Origin of the sequence: Luteimonas terrae (genome assembly GCF_031457535.1) — a bacterium.
GTDB lineage: Bacteria > Pseudomonadota > Gammaproteobacteria > Xanthomonadales > Xanthomonadaceae > Luteimonas > Luteimonas terrae_A.
Genome location: NZ_JAVDWO010000001.1, coordinates 392554 through 408706 on the forward strand (window position 1 = coordinate 392554; position 16153 = coordinate 408706).

At 67.0% G+C, this 16153-nt stretch carries 14 protein-coding genes; 3 read left to right on the plus strand and 11 right to left on the minus strand.

From position 1 onward, the window contains the following. Positions 1-316 precede the first annotated feature (316 nt). Positions 317-700, plus strand: a complete 384-nt coding sequence (locus J2W68_RS01610) for a hypothetical protein (protein WP_310232059.1) — start codon at positions 317-319, stop codon at positions 698-700. An 86-nt stretch (positions 701-786) separates the two neighbouring features. Here the strand turns inward: J2W68_RS01610 and J2W68_RS01615 are convergent, their stop codons facing one another. Further along, on the minus strand, positions 787-1923 hold the full coding sequence (locus J2W68_RS01615; RefSeq protein ID WP_310232061.1) for an NAD-dependent epimerase/dehydratase family protein: 1137 nt from the start codon (positions 1921-1923) through the stop codon (positions 787-789). Continuing rightward, positions 1907-3274, minus strand: coding sequence for an NTP/NDP exchange transporter (locus J2W68_RS01620; RefSeq protein WP_310232063.1), 1368 nt, complete (start codon positions 3272-3274; stop codon positions 1907-1909). The genes J2W68_RS01615 and J2W68_RS01620 overlap by 17 nt, the downstream gene beginning before the upstream one ends. A 117-nt stretch (positions 3275-3391) precedes the next feature. Between J2W68_RS01620 and J2W68_RS01625 the strand changes: the two genes are divergently transcribed. Then, positions 3392-4996: a GMC family oxidoreductase gene (locus J2W68_RS01625; RefSeq protein WP_310232065.1), complete on the plus strand. Its 1605-nt coding sequence runs from the start codon at positions 3392-3394 to the stop codon at positions 4994-4996. Here the strand turns inward: J2W68_RS01625 and J2W68_RS01630 are convergent. The 3 genes from J2W68_RS01630 to J2W68_RS01640 form a co-directional block, all read right to left on the minus strand. After that, a complete protein-coding gene (locus J2W68_RS01630; protein WP_310232068.1) occupies positions 4993-5880 on the minus strand; it encodes a DMT family transporter in 888 nt (295 codons plus the stop codon). The genes J2W68_RS01625 and J2W68_RS01630 overlap by 4 nt on opposite strands. Positions 5881-5956: 76 nt before the next feature. Further along, the gene (locus J2W68_RS01635) at positions 5957-7849 is read right to left on the minus strand and encodes a M48 family metallopeptidase (protein WP_310232070.1); all 1893 of its coding nucleotides are present in this window, start codon (positions 7847-7849) and stop codon (positions 5957-5959) included. Between the two features lie 174 nt (positions 7850-8023). Further along, positions 8024-8629 (minus strand): LemA family protein, encoded by a 606-nt coding sequence (locus tag J2W68_RS01640; protein WP_310151431.1) that lies wholly within the window; start codon positions 8627-8629, stop codon positions 8024-8026. Positions 8630-8711: 82 nt separating this feature from the next. Between J2W68_RS01640 and J2W68_RS01645 the strand changes: the two genes are divergently transcribed. After that, entirely contained in the window at positions 8712-10136 is a 1425-nt protein-coding gene (locus J2W68_RS01645; protein WP_310232072.1) for a serine hydrolase domain-containing protein, read from the plus strand. A 340-nt stretch (positions 10137-10476) separates the two neighbouring features. Here J2W68_RS01645 and J2W68_RS01650 read toward each other — a convergent pair whose 3' ends face one another. The 6 genes from J2W68_RS01650 to J2W68_RS01675 form a co-directional block, all read right to left on the minus strand. Beyond that, positions 10477-11031, minus strand: coding sequence for a hypothetical protein (locus J2W68_RS01650; RefSeq protein WP_310232074.1), 555 nt, complete (start codon positions 11029-11031; stop codon positions 10477-10479). 848 nt (positions 11032-11879) lie between these two features. After that, positions 11880-12275 (minus strand): glycine cleavage system protein GcvH, encoded by a 396-nt coding sequence (gene gcvH, locus J2W68_RS01655; protein WP_310232077.1) that lies wholly within the window; start codon positions 12273-12275, stop codon positions 11880-11882. A 70-nt stretch (positions 12276-12345) separates the two neighbouring features. Then, entirely contained in the window at positions 12346-13443 is a 1098-nt protein-coding gene (gcvT, locus tag J2W68_RS01660; protein ID WP_310232080.1) for a glycine cleavage system aminomethyltransferase GcvT, read from the minus strand. Between the two features lie 197 nt (positions 13444-13640). Next, entirely contained in the window at positions 13641-14072 is a 432-nt protein-coding gene (locus tag J2W68_RS01665) for an NfeD family protein (RefSeq protein WP_310232437.1), read from the minus strand. A gap of 10 nt (positions 14073-14082) precedes the next feature. Continuing rightward, entirely contained in the window at positions 14083-15054 is a 972-nt protein-coding gene (locus J2W68_RS01670) for an SPFH domain-containing protein (RefSeq protein ID WP_310151444.1), read from the minus strand. Positions 15055-15181: 127 nt separating this feature from the next. Continuing rightward, positions 15182-16132 (minus strand): DUF6607 family protein, encoded by a 951-nt coding sequence (locus J2W68_RS01675; RefSeq protein WP_310232081.1) that lies wholly within the window; start codon positions 16130-16132, stop codon positions 15182-15184. Between the last annotated feature and the right edge of the window lie 21 nt (positions 16133-16153).

Sequence of the window (16153 nt, forward strand, 5' to 3'; positions counted from 1 at the left end):
TTGCATCAGGTGCGATGCCATGAAAGCGCTGCTGCAGCCGTTTCGCACACGCCGCCTCCACTGCCCGGCTTGCGCTGGCGATGTCCGGCCTGCCGCCTCGTCCGCCACCGAGCGCGTTGGCTTTGCAGACGTCACGGTTCGCATCACCGTGGGCGACGCCGCTGGCAAAGCGGCGCTGCACCAGAACCGGGCGATGTATGCGACACGCGGCCGGTCGATGCGTTGCGCTGCGAGTCAATCGGCCAAGTCGTATTGCACGCGCGGATCGCGATGCGGGCCCTGCCGCGCAGCATGCGCCGCGCTTGAGCACGCATAGATGCGCATCGCATCGGACTGGCTGATCCTCGCCTGCGGACTGCACAGCGCGGCCTTCGCACTGTTCCATCTCGGCTTCTGGCGGCTGTTCGACTGGCCGCGCACGCTGATGGCGACGACGCGGCCCAACCGCGCGATCGTGCAGATCGCGAATGCGCAGCTGGTGTGGGTGTTCGGCGCGGTCGCCCTGCTCTGCTTCGTGATGCCCGCCGAGCTGGCAGCCACGCCGCTCGGACGCGCCGTGCTCGCCGGCATGGCCGGTTTCTGGTGGCTGCGGTTGGTCCTGCAGTTCGTCTGGCTGCGCGTTCGCCATCCGCTGGTGCACAGGTTGAGCGTGACGTTCCTTGTTGGCGCGATGCTGTTTACCGCGGCCGCAGTGCGCTGAGCTTCGACGGTAAGGCGCATCTGCGCCGCGATGGTGCGCTGCTTGAATGCCCCATCGCGCGCGAGCGCGCTCCTACAGACGCACCTTCAGAGGCTGCGCGCGTGCCATGCAGCCAGCACCTCTGCCTCGCGTTGCGGCGTCAGTCCCGACTTGAGCGCGGCGCGGCGTTCGGCCGGCTGGTCCCGCCACCAGACCAGCGTGTCGCGCACGGTGTCGTCGATCGGGCGGTAGGTGAGGCCAGCCGCCATCGCGCGATCGACGCGTGTCCGGCCGAAGCCGGCGTAATCGCCGGCAGGCGCGATCCACACCGGCATGTCCGACCACGCCTTGACGTTCTGCGCTTCGAGAAAGTCGGCAGGCAACCATGTCAGCCGGGCATCCGACGCACCGCCTGCTGCCTTTGCCTGCCGCAGGCAGCTGTCGAGCAGACGCCCCATGTCGAGCGTGCCGGGCGCTGCGTCGGCATTGAACACGCCGGTCGTGTCCCGTTCGATCAGATGCAGCAGGAAGGTCGCCAGGTCGCGCACGTCGATGCACTGTGTCGGATTTCCGGGCGCGCCGGGCGCAGCGATCTCGCCACCGCGATCGGCGCGCGCAGGCCAGTACGTGAAGCGATCGGTCGGATCGCCCGGCCCGACGATCAGTCCCGGTCGCACCACTGATGTGCGGTCCGGCAATGCGGTCTGCGCAGCGCGCTCGCAGGCCGCCTTAAGCCCGCCGTAGGTCTCGCCCGTGATCGTGCGGGTGGTGGGATCGTCGAGCGTCGCCAGCGAGCTGTCCTCGTCATTGGCGATGTCGTTGCGGGCGTAGACCGAGATCGACGAAATGATCTGGTAGCGGCCGATACGCCCGGCGAGTAGCGTCGCGCTGCGCGCCACGTCGTCCGGGAAGTACGCCGAGGTGTCGAGCACCGCGTCCCAGCGGCGGTCGCCTTCGAGCGCAGCGAGATCGTCCTTGCGATCTCCGCGCAGCTGTTCGATGCCTGCCAGCGGCGTACCGTCGAAGCGCTCGGGATGGCTGCGTCCGCGATTGAACAGGGTCAGCGTGTGACCGCGCGCATGCGCGCGCTCGACGAAGTGCGGGCCGAGAAAACCGGTGCCGCCCAGCACCAGCAGTTTCAACGGGCGCACGGCGCGCCCGGTCGATGCGAAAACGGAGACGGGAAACGCCGCGAGCGCCGCGGCGGTCAGGCTGTGGGCGATGAACTCACGACGGCTTGCCATGGCTGTGCTCCGGAGGCCGGCCCGGTGCCGGTTGTTCCGGCAGCCTGCGCTCGGCGCGGATCACCCGCCATGCGCCGAAGGTCATGCCCAACGCGATGCCGATACCGGCGACGAACACCACCTGCGACCCCAGCGCCGACAGCGCCTTGTGCACCCAGACGAAGGTGACGTCGCCGCCCCGATACACGGCAGTGTCGATGACCGCCTTGGCCTTGTAGCGCGATTCGCGACTGACCCGGGTGTACAGCGTTTCGCGCGCCGGCTTGGCCAGCGAGAACTCGCTGGCGCGGGTCATCACCTGCACAGTCGCGATCAGCAGCGGCAGCGGCGATGCCGACAACAGCGCGAAGCCGATCAGGATCGCCACCGCCGGCAGCAGCAACAGCGGCGCCACGCCATAACGGCGCAGCAACCAGCGCGTCAGCAGCAACTGCACCAGGATCGTCAGGCTGGCGACCGCCCAGTCGATGATCGAGTAGTAGCGCGTCGCCGCCTCGGCGGTCGGGTAGTACTGGCGGACGATCGCGGCCTGCTCGTTGTAGAGCAGCGTGCCGACACCGACGCCGAAGAACATCAGCATCGCCAGGCCGCGCAGCAGGGGATCGGCGGCGATGAGCTTCAGGCCCGCCCAGATCGAGCCACCGATCGCCTGCTCGCCCTGCTCGGCCCGCGTCGCCTCGTTGCGCCGCGCCCAGCTGCGTAGCTTGAGGATGCACAGCAGGCACACGCACAGAAAGCCGACCGACACCAGCGTCAGGTTCGCCACGCCGATCCGGCCTACCAGCATCGTGGTGATGAACGGCCCGACGAATGCGCCGATGGTCCCACCCGCGCCGATGTAGCCGTAGTAGCGCTTGGCATGCTCGTTGTCGAAGACATCGGCCATGAAGCTCCAGAACACGGTCACCGCGAACAGGTTAAAGACCGCGATCCAGATGAAGAACAGCGCGCCGCGCCCAGACAGGTTTGTCTCGAAGGCCCAGCGGAATCCCACCAGGCAGACGATGAAGATCAGATAGACCACCGGCAGGAACACCCGCCGCGGAAAGCGCGACACCAGTGCGCCGTACAGCGGCTGCAGCAGCAGCATCACCACGAAGGTGGCGCTGAAGAGCACCTGCAGCGTGAACTCGCCCAGCGCAATGCCGCGCGTTGCGGCCCAGTCCAGCAGAAAGGTCGGGAACACCGCCGACGCATCCGACGATGCCCCCATCGCATCGCGCACCGGGCGCAGCACGTAATAGCCGCACAGCAGGCAGAAGAAATACAGCAGTGCCCACCACAGCGGCGGCGACTCCGCCAGCGCGGCGCGCAGCCGCGGGCGTGGCGGCGTCATGACGGGGGGGCGCATGGCGGGCTCCTGGCGGACGCGGCACGTTAACGCAACGCCATGATGGCGACCAGCACATGGCCAGCACGGTCCGATGCGCGGAGCATATGCTCTAGCCCCCTTGCCTACCGTGCCGCGATGCCTCCCCGCCCTGCTCCCGTCTACGACTACATCATCGTCGGCGCCGGTTCCGCCGGCTGCGTGCTCGCCCACCGGCTCAGCGCCGATCCCGACGTGCGTGTACTGCTGCTCGAAGCGGGGCCCAACGACACGCACCCCTTCCTCCATATGCCTGCGGGCATTGCGAAGCTGGTCAACCGCAAGGGCGTGAACTGGGACTACGACACTGCGCCCGAGCCGCAGCTCGACGGGCGCACCCTGTGGTGGCCGCGCGGCAAGGTGCTTGGCGGGTCGAGTTCGATCAACGCCATGTGCTACATCCGCGGCGTACCGGCGGATTACGACGACTGGGCCGCGCAGGGCGCCGAAGGCTGGTCGTGGGACGAGGTGTTGCCGTGGTTCCGCAGCAGCGAAGGCAACACGCGCGGCAGCGATGCGCTGCATGGCAGTGACGGGCCGCTGACGGTGTCCGACCTGCGCTACGTCAATCCGGTCTCGCGCATGTTCGTCGAGGCCGCGCAGCAGGCGGGCTTGCCGGCGAACGATGATTTCAATGGGCCACGGCAGCAGGGCGTCGGTCTGTACCAGGTCACCCAGCGCGATGGCGCGCGGTGCTCGGCCGCGACCGCGTATCTCGATCGCGACACCCGGGCGCGCCCGAACCTGACGATCCAGACCGGCGCGCTTGCCAGCCGCGTGACGTTCGAACACGGCCGCGCGACCGGCGTGGTCTATTCGACCGCGCGCGGTGCGTTCCACCAGCCGGCGACGCGCGAGGTGCTGTTGTGCGGCGGTGCGATCAACACGCCGCAGCTGCTGATGCTCTCAGGGATCGGCCCGGCGAGCGATCTGCGTCGACAGGGTCTGAAGGTCGTGCACGATGCGCCCGGCGTTGGCGGCAATCTGCAGGACCATCTCGACATCTGCACGCTGTTCCATGCGACCCAGCGCATCACCTACGACCGCGCCAGCGATGTCGCGATCGCGTGGGACTACTTCGCCCGCGGCCGTCGCGGTCCCGGCACCAGCAACATTGCCGAAGCCGGCGGCTTCTACCGTTCGCCGCTCGCGCCCGACGATCGCGCCGACATCCAGTGCCATTTCGTCCCGGCGATGCTCGACGACCACGGACGCAACCGCCTGGCCGGCGACGGCTATACCCTGCATGCCTGTTTCCTGCGCCCGCGCAGCCGCGGCCGTGTGACCCTGGTGAGCAACCGCATCAGCGACAAGGCGCGCATCGAGGCGAACTACCTCAGCGATGCGGACGGCTTCGATCTGAAGATGATGGTCGAATGTGCGCGGATCTCGCGCACGATCCTGTCGCAGGCCGCATTCGACGGCATCCGCGGCGCGCCGATCTTCCCCGCGCGCAACGATCTGACCGATGCCGAACTGGCCGACTTCGTCCGCGCGAAAGCCGAGTCGGTCTACCACCCGGTCGGCACCTGCCGCATGGGCGTCGACGATACGGCTGTGGTCGATCCGCAACTGCGCGTGCATGGCGTCGAGGGGCTGCGCGTCATCGACGCCTCGGTGATGCCGGCATTGCCAGGCGGCAATACCAACGCAGCGGTGATCATGATCGCGGAACGCGCCGCCGCAGGTATCCGCGCGGGCTAACGTGCTGCGTGGGAAGTGGGTCGCGTCACCAGCCACACGCCGACTGCAGCGAGTGCGAAGCCGCCGAGCTTGAGCGCGGTGAGATGCTCGCCGAGGGTCCAGCTGCCGAACAGTGCGGTCACCGGCGGCATCAGGAAGAACAATGCGGCGACCCGCGTGGCCGCGCCGCGACGGATCAGCACGAACAACAGCGCGAACCCACCCAGCGAGTTGACGACGACGGTCCACAGCATCGGCAGGTAGAAGCCGGATGCGTGCGCGAAGCGGAACCCTTCGAGCCACAGCGCACCGGGCAGCAAGACCGCCGTCGCCGCAAGATTCTGTACCGCCAGGCCCGCCCGCAGATCGCCCTGCGAGGCATGCCGCTTCTGATACACCGTGCCAAAGCTGATGCCCGCCAGTCCGGCGAGCAGCGCAAGCCATGCGGCCCATTCGGTCGTGCCGTCGATTCTGTCGGCGACCACCAACGCAACGCCTGCCACGCCGAGCAGCAAGCCCGCCCATTGCACCGGTGCCAGACGCTCGTCGCCGCCGGCCACCGCCAGCACCGCCACTACCATCGGCATCGTGCCGATGACCAGCGCCGCGACGCCGGCGCTCGCATCCCAGGACAAGGCCAGATACACGCCGCCGAACTGAAGCGCGAGCATCAAGACGCCGGTCACGGCGCTGTGCAGGACCGATCGCGCGTTCCCCCAAGGGGCTCGCGCGGCGAGCGCGAGCGCGGCAAACACCAGCCCAGCCACGCCGAAGCGCCAGACCAGCGCGGTCATCGGCGCCGCGTGCGCCACCATCAGCTTGCCGGCGATGTAGCCCGTACACCACAACAGGACGAACGCCGTCCCGAGGGTGGTGTGCGACGCCGCTGGGCGTGAGTCGGTCATGCGTCGTCCGGGCGGGCCATACCGCCATCCTCGGTTGCAGGCGCGCGCGCGTCACTGCGACCTTCGGCGAGGCGGCTCAATGCGGAAGCTGTTCCAGTGTGGGCGGCAGCGGGCAATGCAGCACGCCGCAGATCGTCCGCAGCAGTTCGGACTCGGCGACGCTGACCTGGCCGTCGTGACTGACCGACGCGGTGATCGCCTCGACCATAACCTGCTTGGCCAAAGGATCGAGCGCGTCGAGCGGCTCCCAGACATCGTCGAGCGCCTGCACGCCGCCTGCTGGCGGTGCGTAGGGCACATGGTCGCGCGGCAGCACGCGTTGCATGCCGGCGAGGTAGGCACGTTGTGCGGCGCCCTTGTCACCGGGGTTGCCGGCCTGCGCGACGACGGCCAGCAGCGTCGCGAATTCCTGTTTCACGTTGCCGGGCTTGCGCCGGCCGAAACGGATGTTACGCGCAGGGTCGAGCGTTTCGCGCAGCTGGACCTCCAGCAACCGGCCCAGGCAGTACTCGAAGAGTGAGACCTTCTGGTCGGCATGCACCACCGCATGCACGGTGTCGAGGAATGTCGCCAGTTCCGGACGCGGGCGCCGACGCAGCACCGGGAACGCCAGCGACGCCAGCGGCATACGGAGCATGGGATGCAACTCGAGCAGATGCGTCTCGCGCAGATGGTCGGCCTCTGTCGCGACCGACGCGCCCATCCGGGCGACGATCTCGGCGTGCTGGCGACCGCGGACGCCCTCGTCGTCGTCGAACAGCAGCGCGAGCACCAGCGGCATCGCCGCCTCGCGATGCGTGGCGACATCGTGCAGCGGGTCACTGATCGCCATGACCAGCGTATGCGCGCGCGCGTAGTCGTCGTCGTGCGGATGCGCGACCTGCGCGGCGACCATCGGCGGCGTCACCGCCAGCGCACGATCCTTCTGCGGCAATGCTTCACTAGGTGCCACCAGACCCAGCGCCAGGTCTTCCTGCAGGCCGTCGGGGGGATGCGTCATCCATTGCTGCTGCAGGCGCGTCAGGTGGTCCGGGCGGAACCCCGGCTCCAGCGCCTGGATGCGCTTGATCAGCGGCGGGTGCGTGGCAAACAGCCCGCTCAGGCCCACGCCGTCGCCGAACAGCATGTGGCTCACTTCCTCGGCGTCCTCGCGGTGCGCGAGGCGCGAGCCGCTGTCGAGGCCGCCGATCTTCTTCAATGCCCCGGCGATGCCGGCCGTCTGTCGGGTGAACTGCACCGCCGATGCATCGGCCAGTACCTCGCGCGAACGGCTGACGCCGGCCTTGATCATGCGACCGAACAACATGCCGAGGCTGCCCACGAGCATCGCAGCGAGCGCGCCGCCGATGACCACGATCGTCGCGCTGTTCCGGAAGCCACGCCCATGGATCAGGATCTTGCGGCCGATGATGCCGATCATCAGGATGCCGAACAGCACACCGATCAGACGGATGTTGAGCCGCATGTCGCCGTTGAGGATATGGCTGTACTCATGCGCCACCACGCCCTGCAGCTCGTCGCGGTTGAGCCGGTCGAGCGCGCCCCGGGTCACCGCGACCACGGCATCCGATGTCGAGTAACCGGCCGCGAAGGCGTTGATGGCGGCCTCCTGCTCAAGCACGTAGATCTTCGGCACCGGCACGCCGGACGCAATCGACATCTCCTCGACCACGTTGCGCAGGCGGCGCAGCTGCGGATCCCGCGTGTCCTCCGACACCGGCACACCGCCAAGCTGCTGGGCCACCGTCTCGCCGCCGCTGCGCAAGGACGAGATGCGGAACAACGACCCCAGACCGATCACCGCGAGTGTCGCCACCGCGGCCGCCAGCAGCGGCCCGGGACGCGGGCCGACGATCAGCACCACCAGCACGCCGACCATCACCACGATGCCCAGCACCGCGAGGGAGAACAATGCAATCAATCGCGTGCTGTTGCGCCGGGCCTGGGCCTGGCGTTCGAAGAAGTTCATGCAGAGGCCGAGATTGGTAATGGGTGATGACCGGACATTCGTCCGTTGAAAGCCGTGACTGAAAGAAGCGAAGGCCGGCAGAACACGTGCGCGCCACGCGCCACCCGACGTGCCGGTGGCGCGCACCTGCCTCTGCGCTTTCGAATCACCAATCCCGAATCACCAATCACGGCTTTAGAACGACACCTTCGGCACCTCGCGCACTTCCGCGCGATCGGCCGGAATGTCGAGCAAGGCCGCTTCCTTGAAATTGAACATGCCGGCGAGGACGCTCGAGGGAAACACCTCGCGCTTGTTGTTGTAGGCCATCACCGAGTCGTTGTAGGCCTGACGTGCGAACGCGACCTTGTTCTCGGTGCTGGTCAGCTCTTCGGTGAGCTGCATCATGTTCTGGCTGGCCTTGAGGTCCGGATAGGCCTCCGACACCGCGAGCAGACGGCCGAGCGCACTGTTGAGCATGCCCTGCGACTGCGCGAGCTGCGCCATCGCCGCGGGATCGCCGGGGTCGGCCTTCGCCGCCGACAGGCCGGCCTGCGCCAGATTGCGCGCCTGGGTGACGGCTTCGAGCGTCTCGCGCTCGTGGCTCATGTAGCCCTTGACGGTCTCGACCAGATTCGGAATCAGGTCGAAACGGCGCTGCAACTGCACGTCGATCTGGGCGAACGCATTCTTGTATGCGTTGCGGGCGGTGATCAGCCCGTTGTAGATACCCACGCCCCACAGCGCCAGACCCGCGGCGAGCGCTACGAGCAATACCAGCAGGATCAATGCACTACCCATCAAACTTCCCCTTGTTCATGCAATCCATTACACAGGCGCTATCATCGCCGCAGCACCAGAGCATACGCAGGGGGCAGGGCCGATGAAAAGCCGATATCCATCCCACCGGCCGCTCGTCCGGTTGGGTCTCATTGGCCTGCTGCTGCCTGCCGCGCTGGGGTCCGCCGCGCAGGCACCGACGTCCACCGACGTCATCGACAGCGAAGGCGAGGATGAAATCACCGCCATCGTGCCGCTCGACGAGCAGGCGGGCCGATCGGCCATCGTCACCCGCGAGGATGCCGTCAAACCGCAGCCGCGGATCCCGGGCCAGGGCAAACCGCTAGCGCCTACGTTCGACGTGACCCTGCTCGAAGCGATGGCGCAGGATCTCGTCGCCAACCAGCGCGTGCCGGGTCTCGCGATGGCGATCGTGCACAAGGGCCAGGTCCTCAGCGCTCGTGGCTACGGCATCACCGATGTCAAAGCGGCCGAACCGGTCGACGCACATACCGTGTTCCGGCTGGCCTCGCTGTCGAAGTCATTCGCCGGCACCGTGACCGGCATGCTCGTGTCCGAAGGCGCGCTGCGCTGGGACAGTCACATCGTCGACTACCTGCCGTCGCTGCGGTTCTCCGATCCGCTGGCCGCGCAGCAACTCACCGTCGCCGACGTGTTGAGCCATCGCGTCGGCCTGGGCCGCAACACCTACGATCGCGACATCGAACGCAACGCCGACTACCACGACCTCGTGCAGCGCCTCGCCGCCGCGCCAATGAGCTGTCAGCCGGGCAACTGCTACGCCTACCAGAACGTCGCTTTCAGTCTGGTCGGCGATGTCGTGTTCGCAACGTCCGGCCAGTTCTTCAGCGAAGCCGTCTCGCGCCGCATCTTCAAACCGCTCGGCATGAACGATGCCAGCTACGGGCTTGAAGGCATCCAGGCGAGCACGCGCTGGGCCAAGCCGCACGTGCGCGCCGGTGGCGGCTGGACGTCGCTGATGCCCAAGCCCACCTACTACCGGCTTGCGCCGGCGGCGGGTGTCAATGCCAGCATCAGCGACATGGCGCAGTGGCTGGTCGCGCAGACCGGCCATCGGCCCGACGTGCTGCCCGCACCGCTGCTGGCGACGCTGCAGGCACCCATCGTCGGTACGCCGCCTGAGATGCGCAATTCCTCATGGCGGCGCGACCGTCTCGACGCTGCGGGTTACGGCCTGGGTTGGCGCGTCTACGACTACGCTGGTCAGCGCGTGGTCTTCCACGGCGGCGCCGTGCAGGGCTATCGCGGCCTGATGGCGATGATTCCCGACCGCGATTTCGGCATGGTCGTGTTGTGGAACAGCGAGAGCAGCCTGCCCTCCGGCCTGCTGCCGACGATCCTCGACCGCGCGATCGGCCTGCCGCCGCAGCGCTGGCTGGATGTGGATCCCAACCTTGAAACGCTGCACGCCCAGCGCACGCATGCGCCGCCGTCGACGCAGTCGGCCGGCAGCACCACCCAGCGCGCGGCGGCGACGCCGGAGTAAGCGCTCGAGGTCGGCGGAAGACGGGCCGCCTTTTTTGGGCGGCCTTGTGATTGCTGCCTCGGCGTCTGCCAACGCATTCGCTGCGTCTCCGACGCGACGTGGGTTCTTGAGTTCCGGTCCTTTGCGACGATCACGGTTGCCCGCGACTCAAGCCTGGCGAACCGGGACGATGGGTTCGCTTCCGCTCTACGCCTCCTACGCAAGGCGGCGATCCGTCGACGTGGTGCGCGTAGGCACCTCATCTGGAGCTGCACGTCCGACGCCTGACCTAGGCCAAAAAAAACGCCTCCTCCGCCTGGGCACGCGGAGGAAGCGCTTTCGATGACGAAGTGTGGCTACGTCAGATCAGCGGGGTCGGCATCTGCGGGATCACGACCGGCGCGGACTTCTTGGCGCGCTTGGCCGGGGCACGCTTCTTGGTCGCGGCCTTCTTGGTTGCAGACTTCTTGGCCGCAGCCTTCTTCGGAGCGGCCTTCTTCGTGGCCTTCTTGGCAGTCGACTTCTTGGCAGTCTTCTTGGTTGCAGACTTCTTGGTCGCCTTCTTCGCAGTCTTCTTCGCCGTCTTCTTGGCAGTCGACTTCTTGGCGGTCTTCTTGGTCGCCTTCTTGGCTACGGACTTCTTCGCGACCTTCTTGGTGGTCTTCTTCGCAGCCTTCTTGGCAGTCGACTTCTTAGCAGTCTTCTTGGTCGCCTTCTTGGCTGCGGACTTCTTCGCGACCTTCTTGGTGGTCTTCTTCGCCGCCGGCTTCTTCTTGGCGACCTTGGCGACCTTCTTCGCGACCTTCTTCACAGCCTTCTTGACCTTGCTCACCACCTTCTTGGCGGTGGATTTCTTCGCGGTCTTTTTGGCCGCCTTCTTGGCAGGCGCTTTCTTTACAGCTTTCTTCGTGGCCATGGAATGGCTCTCCTCGTCAGTGGACTTGCAGGTACAGCGGCCCAGTTCTCAAACGGCACGCGGGAGTTGGACCCGCGCACAACCGCCGACGCGCACCGCGCATCGGACCGGATTCGAAGGGTGGGTCGTCGACTGCACGACGTCGCCCCGGCAAAGCGAAAACCTGCACGCGCCAATACTGTCGCGGAGGTCTGAAAAAGGGTTGGGAGATTTCGCAGCGGAGACGACGCCCGCATCCACCGTGTGATGTTCAAGGCAGAGGTTCGAGTTGTGCTGCGCGCTGGTGTCGTGGTTCGACTCACTCGTTTCGTTGCGGACGTGTGTTGCGGCGAAACCTAATCACGGTTTTTTCCACTGTCAACAGGTCACCGCATTTTTTTTCAAGCCGCGTCCGCATGCTTGCCGCGCAAAGCGTCGCCATGACGCCCAGCGCGTGAGGCGATACCGCCGGCGCCTGCGAACAGCGCGCGCGAAACGCATTCGCAAAACATCATAAAAAAAGGCACCAACACATCGAGGCACTTCCGGATCGCGTGTTTCGGCGATGCGCGCAAGCGCATTTTCGACATGGTGAAAAAACAATCACCCACCCCACCGCAACGTAAATCCCACCGCGTCGCGTACGACGCGTTTGCGCGGTTGCGGGATCGGTTTGCGCGAAAAATGCGCGGCCTTCGAACGCGTCGAACGATGCGCGCGTCGTGCTTCGAAGTGCACGACGGGTCATGCAGTGGCGCGCTCGCGCGACGCCGCCGTCACGTCGAAGAATCGGAACGGCGGAAACAAAAAACGGCGCGTTCCTCTCGGAACGCACCGGTCGATGTGCAAGACGGTTTGGCGCGAAGACGTCAGTCTTCTTCGCCCTCGAGCTGTTCGGCGTAGTCGTCGGGCGCGAGCAGTTCGTTGAGCTGTTCCGGCTCGCTCATCTCGACGACGAACAACCAGCCTTCGCCATACGCGTCCTCGTTGATCGTCTCCGGCTTGTCGGCCAGCGCTTCGTTGACTGCGGTGATCGTGCCCGACACCGGGGCGTAGACATCGGACGCGGCCTTGACCGACTCGACCACGGCGACGCCGGTGCCGGCCTGGATCTCGTCGCCAACGGCAGGCAGTTCGACATACACCAGGTCGCCGAGCAGACCCTGGGCATGGTCGGAAATGCCGACGGTGACCTTGCCGTCACCTTCGATACGGGCCCACTCGTGGGACTTCAGGAATTTCAGATCGCCAGGGATTTCGCTCATGGTCGGCTCCGGGGGAAACGTTCGATCGGGAAGGTGGCGCTAGTGTAACGACGATGCCGAGCGTCGCGCATCAGACGCCTTCGGCAGGCTGGCCGTTCTTCACGAACGGGAACTTGACCACGCGCACCGGCACCTGACGGCCACGGATATCGACGGTAACCTCGCCCGGTTCTCCGGCCGGCACGCGTGCGAAGGCGATTGCCTTGCCGATCGTCGGCGAGAACGTACCCGACAGGATCTCGCCGGCACCGTTCGCGGTCGTGACCGACTGCCCGTGGCGCAGCACGCCCTTGTCGTCCATCACCAGGCCAATCATCTGCCGCGGTGCGCCACCCGCCTGCGACTCGAGTAGCGCGCGGCCGTTGAACGCGCGGCCCTCGTCGAGGGCGACGGTCCAGCCGAGCGCGGCTTCGAACGGCGACACGGTCTCGTCCATGTCCTGGCCGTAGAGCGCGAGGCCGGCCTCGAGGCGCAGCGTGTCGCGCGCGCCGAGCCCCGCCGGCGCAACGCCAGCAGCGTGCAGCGCATGCCAAAGGGCGACCGCATGCGACTCGCCCACCACGATCTCGAATCCGTCTTCGCCGGTGTAGCCGGTGCGGGCAACAAACAGGTCGCCGAACGCGGTGCCTTCAAGTGCAGCGGCGGCGAAGCGGCCGAGCTTGGCGACGGTCTTGCCCTCCACGTCGCCGAGCAACGCGGCGACCTTGTCGCGTGCCTGCGGCCCCTGCACGGCGATCATTGCCAGCTCGGGGCGCTCGGTCACGGCGACATCGAAATCGGCCGCCTGCGCGGCGATCCACGCCAGGTCCTTCTCGCGCGTCGCCGCGTTGACCACGAGACGGAACCAGTCGTCGGCCATGAAGTAAACGATCAGGTCGTCGACGATGCCGCCGTCCAGCGTGAGCATGCAGGTGTAGAGCGCCTTGCCCGGCACCTTCAACTTGTCGACCGAATTGGCGACAAGCCGGCGCAGGAAATCGCGCGTGCCTGCACCGCGCAGATCGACCACGGTCATGTGGCTGACGTCGAACATGCCGGCGTCGCGGCGGACGTGGTGGTGCTCCTCGATCTGCGAGCCGTAGTTGAGCGGCATGTCCCAGCCGCCGAAATCGACCATGCGTGCGCCGAGCGCACGGTGGGCATCGTTGAGGATCGTCTTCTGCGTCATCTGGCCGGCTCGCAAGCGGAAAGCCGGGATTATCGCAGGTTGGCCATCCCGTCCGCGGGCGCCGATCACCCGGCGCCTTGCCGGATCCGATGATCGGTCGCGTGATGGCGCGACCGCGCAGCCGGTGGTTACCCATCCACACGGCGGCGCCGCGCAAACAGAGGAGCCCCGCCACGCGGAAACAGCTGCAGCCCGGCTCAGGCCGCTTCGACGTGCAGGTTCACGCCGTCGGTGCCGACGATGCGCACCGATGCGCCCGTTGGCAGGTCCGGCCCTTCGACCACCCAGAACGCATCGCCGATCCGCACCCGGCCACGGCCGGCGACGATGGCCTGCTCGAGCGGCAGCACACGACCGATGTGCTGCGACGCGCGGCGGTTGAGCGTGGGATGGTCGCTCTGGCGCTCGCGGCCGCGGAACCAGGTGCGGTAGACCAGCACAGATACGAAGCTCAGCACGACGAACAGCGCGACCTGGACCAGCACCGTCAGGCCGGGCACGAACAGGGTGACTAGGAACACCGCCGCGGCGGCGAATCCCATCCACAGCAGGAACGCGCCCGGCACCAGGGTCTCGGCCGCCATGAGCAGCAGGGCGACCGCGCCCCAGCTCACGACGTCCCAGCGCAGCCAGTCCATGTCAGAGGCCTGCGCGCGACGGCGGCGGCGGTGGCACCACGCGTGCGGGCGCTGCCTTCTGGTTGCTCAGCGCTTCCTTGGCGAGTTCGCCGATGCCGGCGATCGAACCGATCAGGCCGCTGGTTTCCATCGGCATCAGCACGAACTTCTGGTTCGGCGCGGTCGCCAGTTCCTTGAACGCCTCGACATACTTCTGCGCGACGAAGTAGTTGATCGCCTGCACGTCGCCCTGGGCGATCGCGTTGGAGACCATCTCGGTCGCCTTGGCTTCCGCCTCGGCCAGGCGCTCGCGTGCTTCCGCTTCGCGGAACGCGGCTTCCTTCTCGCCCTCGGCTTCGAGGATCGCGGCCTGCTTCTCGCCCTCGGCGCGCAGGATCGCGGAACTGCGGTGGCCCTCGGCCTCGAGGATCACCGCACGGCGCTCGCGCTCGGCCTTCATCTGCCGGGCCATCGAATCGATGAGGTCGCGTGGCGGCTGGATGTCACGGATCTCGATGCGGGTGACCTTGATGCCCCAGGGGTTGGTGGCCTGATCGACGACGTTGAGCAGCTGGGCGTTGATGGTCTCGCGGTTGCTCAGCGATTCGTCGAGGTCCATCGAGCCGATCACGGTGCGGATGTTGGTCTGCACCAGGGCGATCGTCGCGATCTCGAGGTTCGACACTTCATAGGCGGCCTTGGCCGCGTCGAGCACCTGGAAGAACACCACGCCGTCGACGCGCACGACCGCGTTGTCGCGGGTGATGACGTCCTGGCTGGGCACGTCGAGCACCTGTTCCATCATGTTGATCTTGCGGCCGACACCGTAGACGATCGGCACCAGGAAATGCAGGCCCGGGGTCATCGAGTGGGTGTATTTGCCGAAGCGTTCGACCGTCCACTCGAATCCCTGCGGCACCATGCGCACAGTCTTGAACAGCACGATGACGCCGGCGAATGCCAGCACCACGGCGAGAAACAGTCCGGTTCCCATGGGTCGCTCCCTCTTTGCGGGCGGCCGATGCCGCGTATTCTGAGTATAGGCGCAGGCCCGTCACGGTCCCGGGCAGACACGCAGAAGGCGGGCATCGCCCGCCTTCCGCAGCACGCCACCGCTCCGCTCAGTCGCGCGGCGTCTCTACCCACTGCGTAAATACCGCGTCGATCTGCGCGTCGCTGACGCTGCCGCCGTCCTGCATGGTCTGCGCCTGTTTGAAGAACGGCACGATCAGCGCCATGCCGTCGACCTTGGTCTTCAGGCGCACGCCGGCCGGCGCTGCGAGGCGCGCGTCCCAGCGCGCGCGTACGCGCGCCCAGTAGTCCTGCGTCGCCTTCCAGTAGTCATAGGCCGGGGTGAAATCGATCGCATCGGTCTTGACGTAGTCATTGAAGCCGGTCTCGCGGACGATGCTCGACGTGACCGCGCCGGTTGCATCGCGGACATCCTTGCGATTGTCCTGCTCGTGGGTCCAGCCGCCGGGCACGATGGTGTGGCGGTTGACCGCGGCGAGTGCGTTGTAGTCCTCGCGGATGGTGTATTCGCGTCGCGGCAAGGGGCGCCAGCCGGCATCGGATGTCCACGTCGACGTGCCTTCGGCGTGCACCCAGCGGCCGCTGCCGCAGTAGCGCGGCGCGTCGCTGACCTCGAACACGCACTGGGTCCAGCCGCCCTGCACCAGGTCGGCAGGTACGTCGCGCTGGCGCCAGGTCTGGTCGGAGGTGAATTCCCAACGCGTCGGCGCCTCGAACATCCAGTCCTGCCGCCAGTGCTTGATCACATGACCGCTTTTGACGTCGAGCAACAGGTGCTGCAGGACGATCTTCGTCGGCGTGTCCTCGACGACGATGACGACTTCATCGCCGCCGCTGCGCTTGGGGTCCTTGCGGGTGTAGCCGGGCGCGAGGACGACGGTTTCGTCGAACAGGAAACGCACGGTGTATTCGCCCTGCATGCCGAGGATGGCGCTGCGGTCGGCCTCGGGCGGCGTGGTGGCGGGCGTGGCCGGGGCAGCCGATGCGGCGGTGGCAGCCAGCAGGGCGGCGAGTGCCAGCGCGGTCGCTTGCGGTGTCATGTCGGTGGAGCCTCTTGGTCG

Coding starts and splice junctions, on each gene's coding strand:
- J2W68_RS01635 (WP_310232070.1), bottom strand. CDS start 7,849: ATGAACTTCTTCGAACGCCAGGCCCAGGCCCGGCGCAACAGCACGCGA.
- J2W68_RS01620 (WP_310232063.1), bottom strand. CDS start 3,274: ATGCGCCCCCCCGTCATGACGCCGCCACGCCCGCGGCTGCGCGCCGCG.
- J2W68_RS01630 (WP_310232068.1), bottom strand. CDS start 5,880: ATGACCGACTCACGCCCAGCGGCGTCGCACACCACCCTCGGGACGGCG.
- gcvT (WP_310232080.1), bottom strand. CDS start 13,443: ATGACGCAGAAGACGATCCTCAACGATGCCCACCGTGCGCTCGGCGCA.
- J2W68_RS01610 (WP_310232059.1), top strand. CDS start 317: ATGCGCATCGCATCGGACTGGCTGATCCTCGCCTGCGGACTGCACAGC.
- J2W68_RS01640 (WP_310151431.1), bottom strand. CDS start 8,629: ATGGGTAGTGCATTGATCCTGCTGGTATTGCTCGTAGCGCTCGCCGCG.
- J2W68_RS01670 (WP_310151444.1), bottom strand. CDS start 15,054: ATGGGAACCGGACTGTTTCTCGCCGTGGTGCTGGCATTCGCCGGCGTC.
- J2W68_RS01645 (WP_310232072.1), top strand. CDS start 8,712: ATGAAAAGCCGATATCCATCCCACCGGCCGCTCGTCCGGTTGGGTCTC.
- J2W68_RS01650 (WP_310232074.1), bottom strand. CDS start 11,031: ATGGCCACGAAGAAAGCTGTAAAGAAAGCGCCTGCCAAGAAGGCGGCC.
- J2W68_RS01625 (WP_310232065.1), top strand. CDS start 3,392: ATGCCTCCCCGCCCTGCTCCCGTCTACGACTACATCATCGTCGGCGCC.
- J2W68_RS01615 (WP_310232061.1), bottom strand. CDS start 1,923: ATGGCAAGCCGTCGTGAGTTCATCGCCCACAGCCTGACCGCCGCGGCG.
- J2W68_RS01675 (WP_310232081.1), bottom strand. CDS start 16,132: ATGACACCGCAAGCGACCGCGCTGGCACTCGCCGCCCTGCTGGCTGCC.
- gcvH (WP_310232077.1), bottom strand. CDS start 12,275: ATGAGCGAAATCCCTGGCGATCTGAAATTCCTGAAGTCCCACGAGTGG.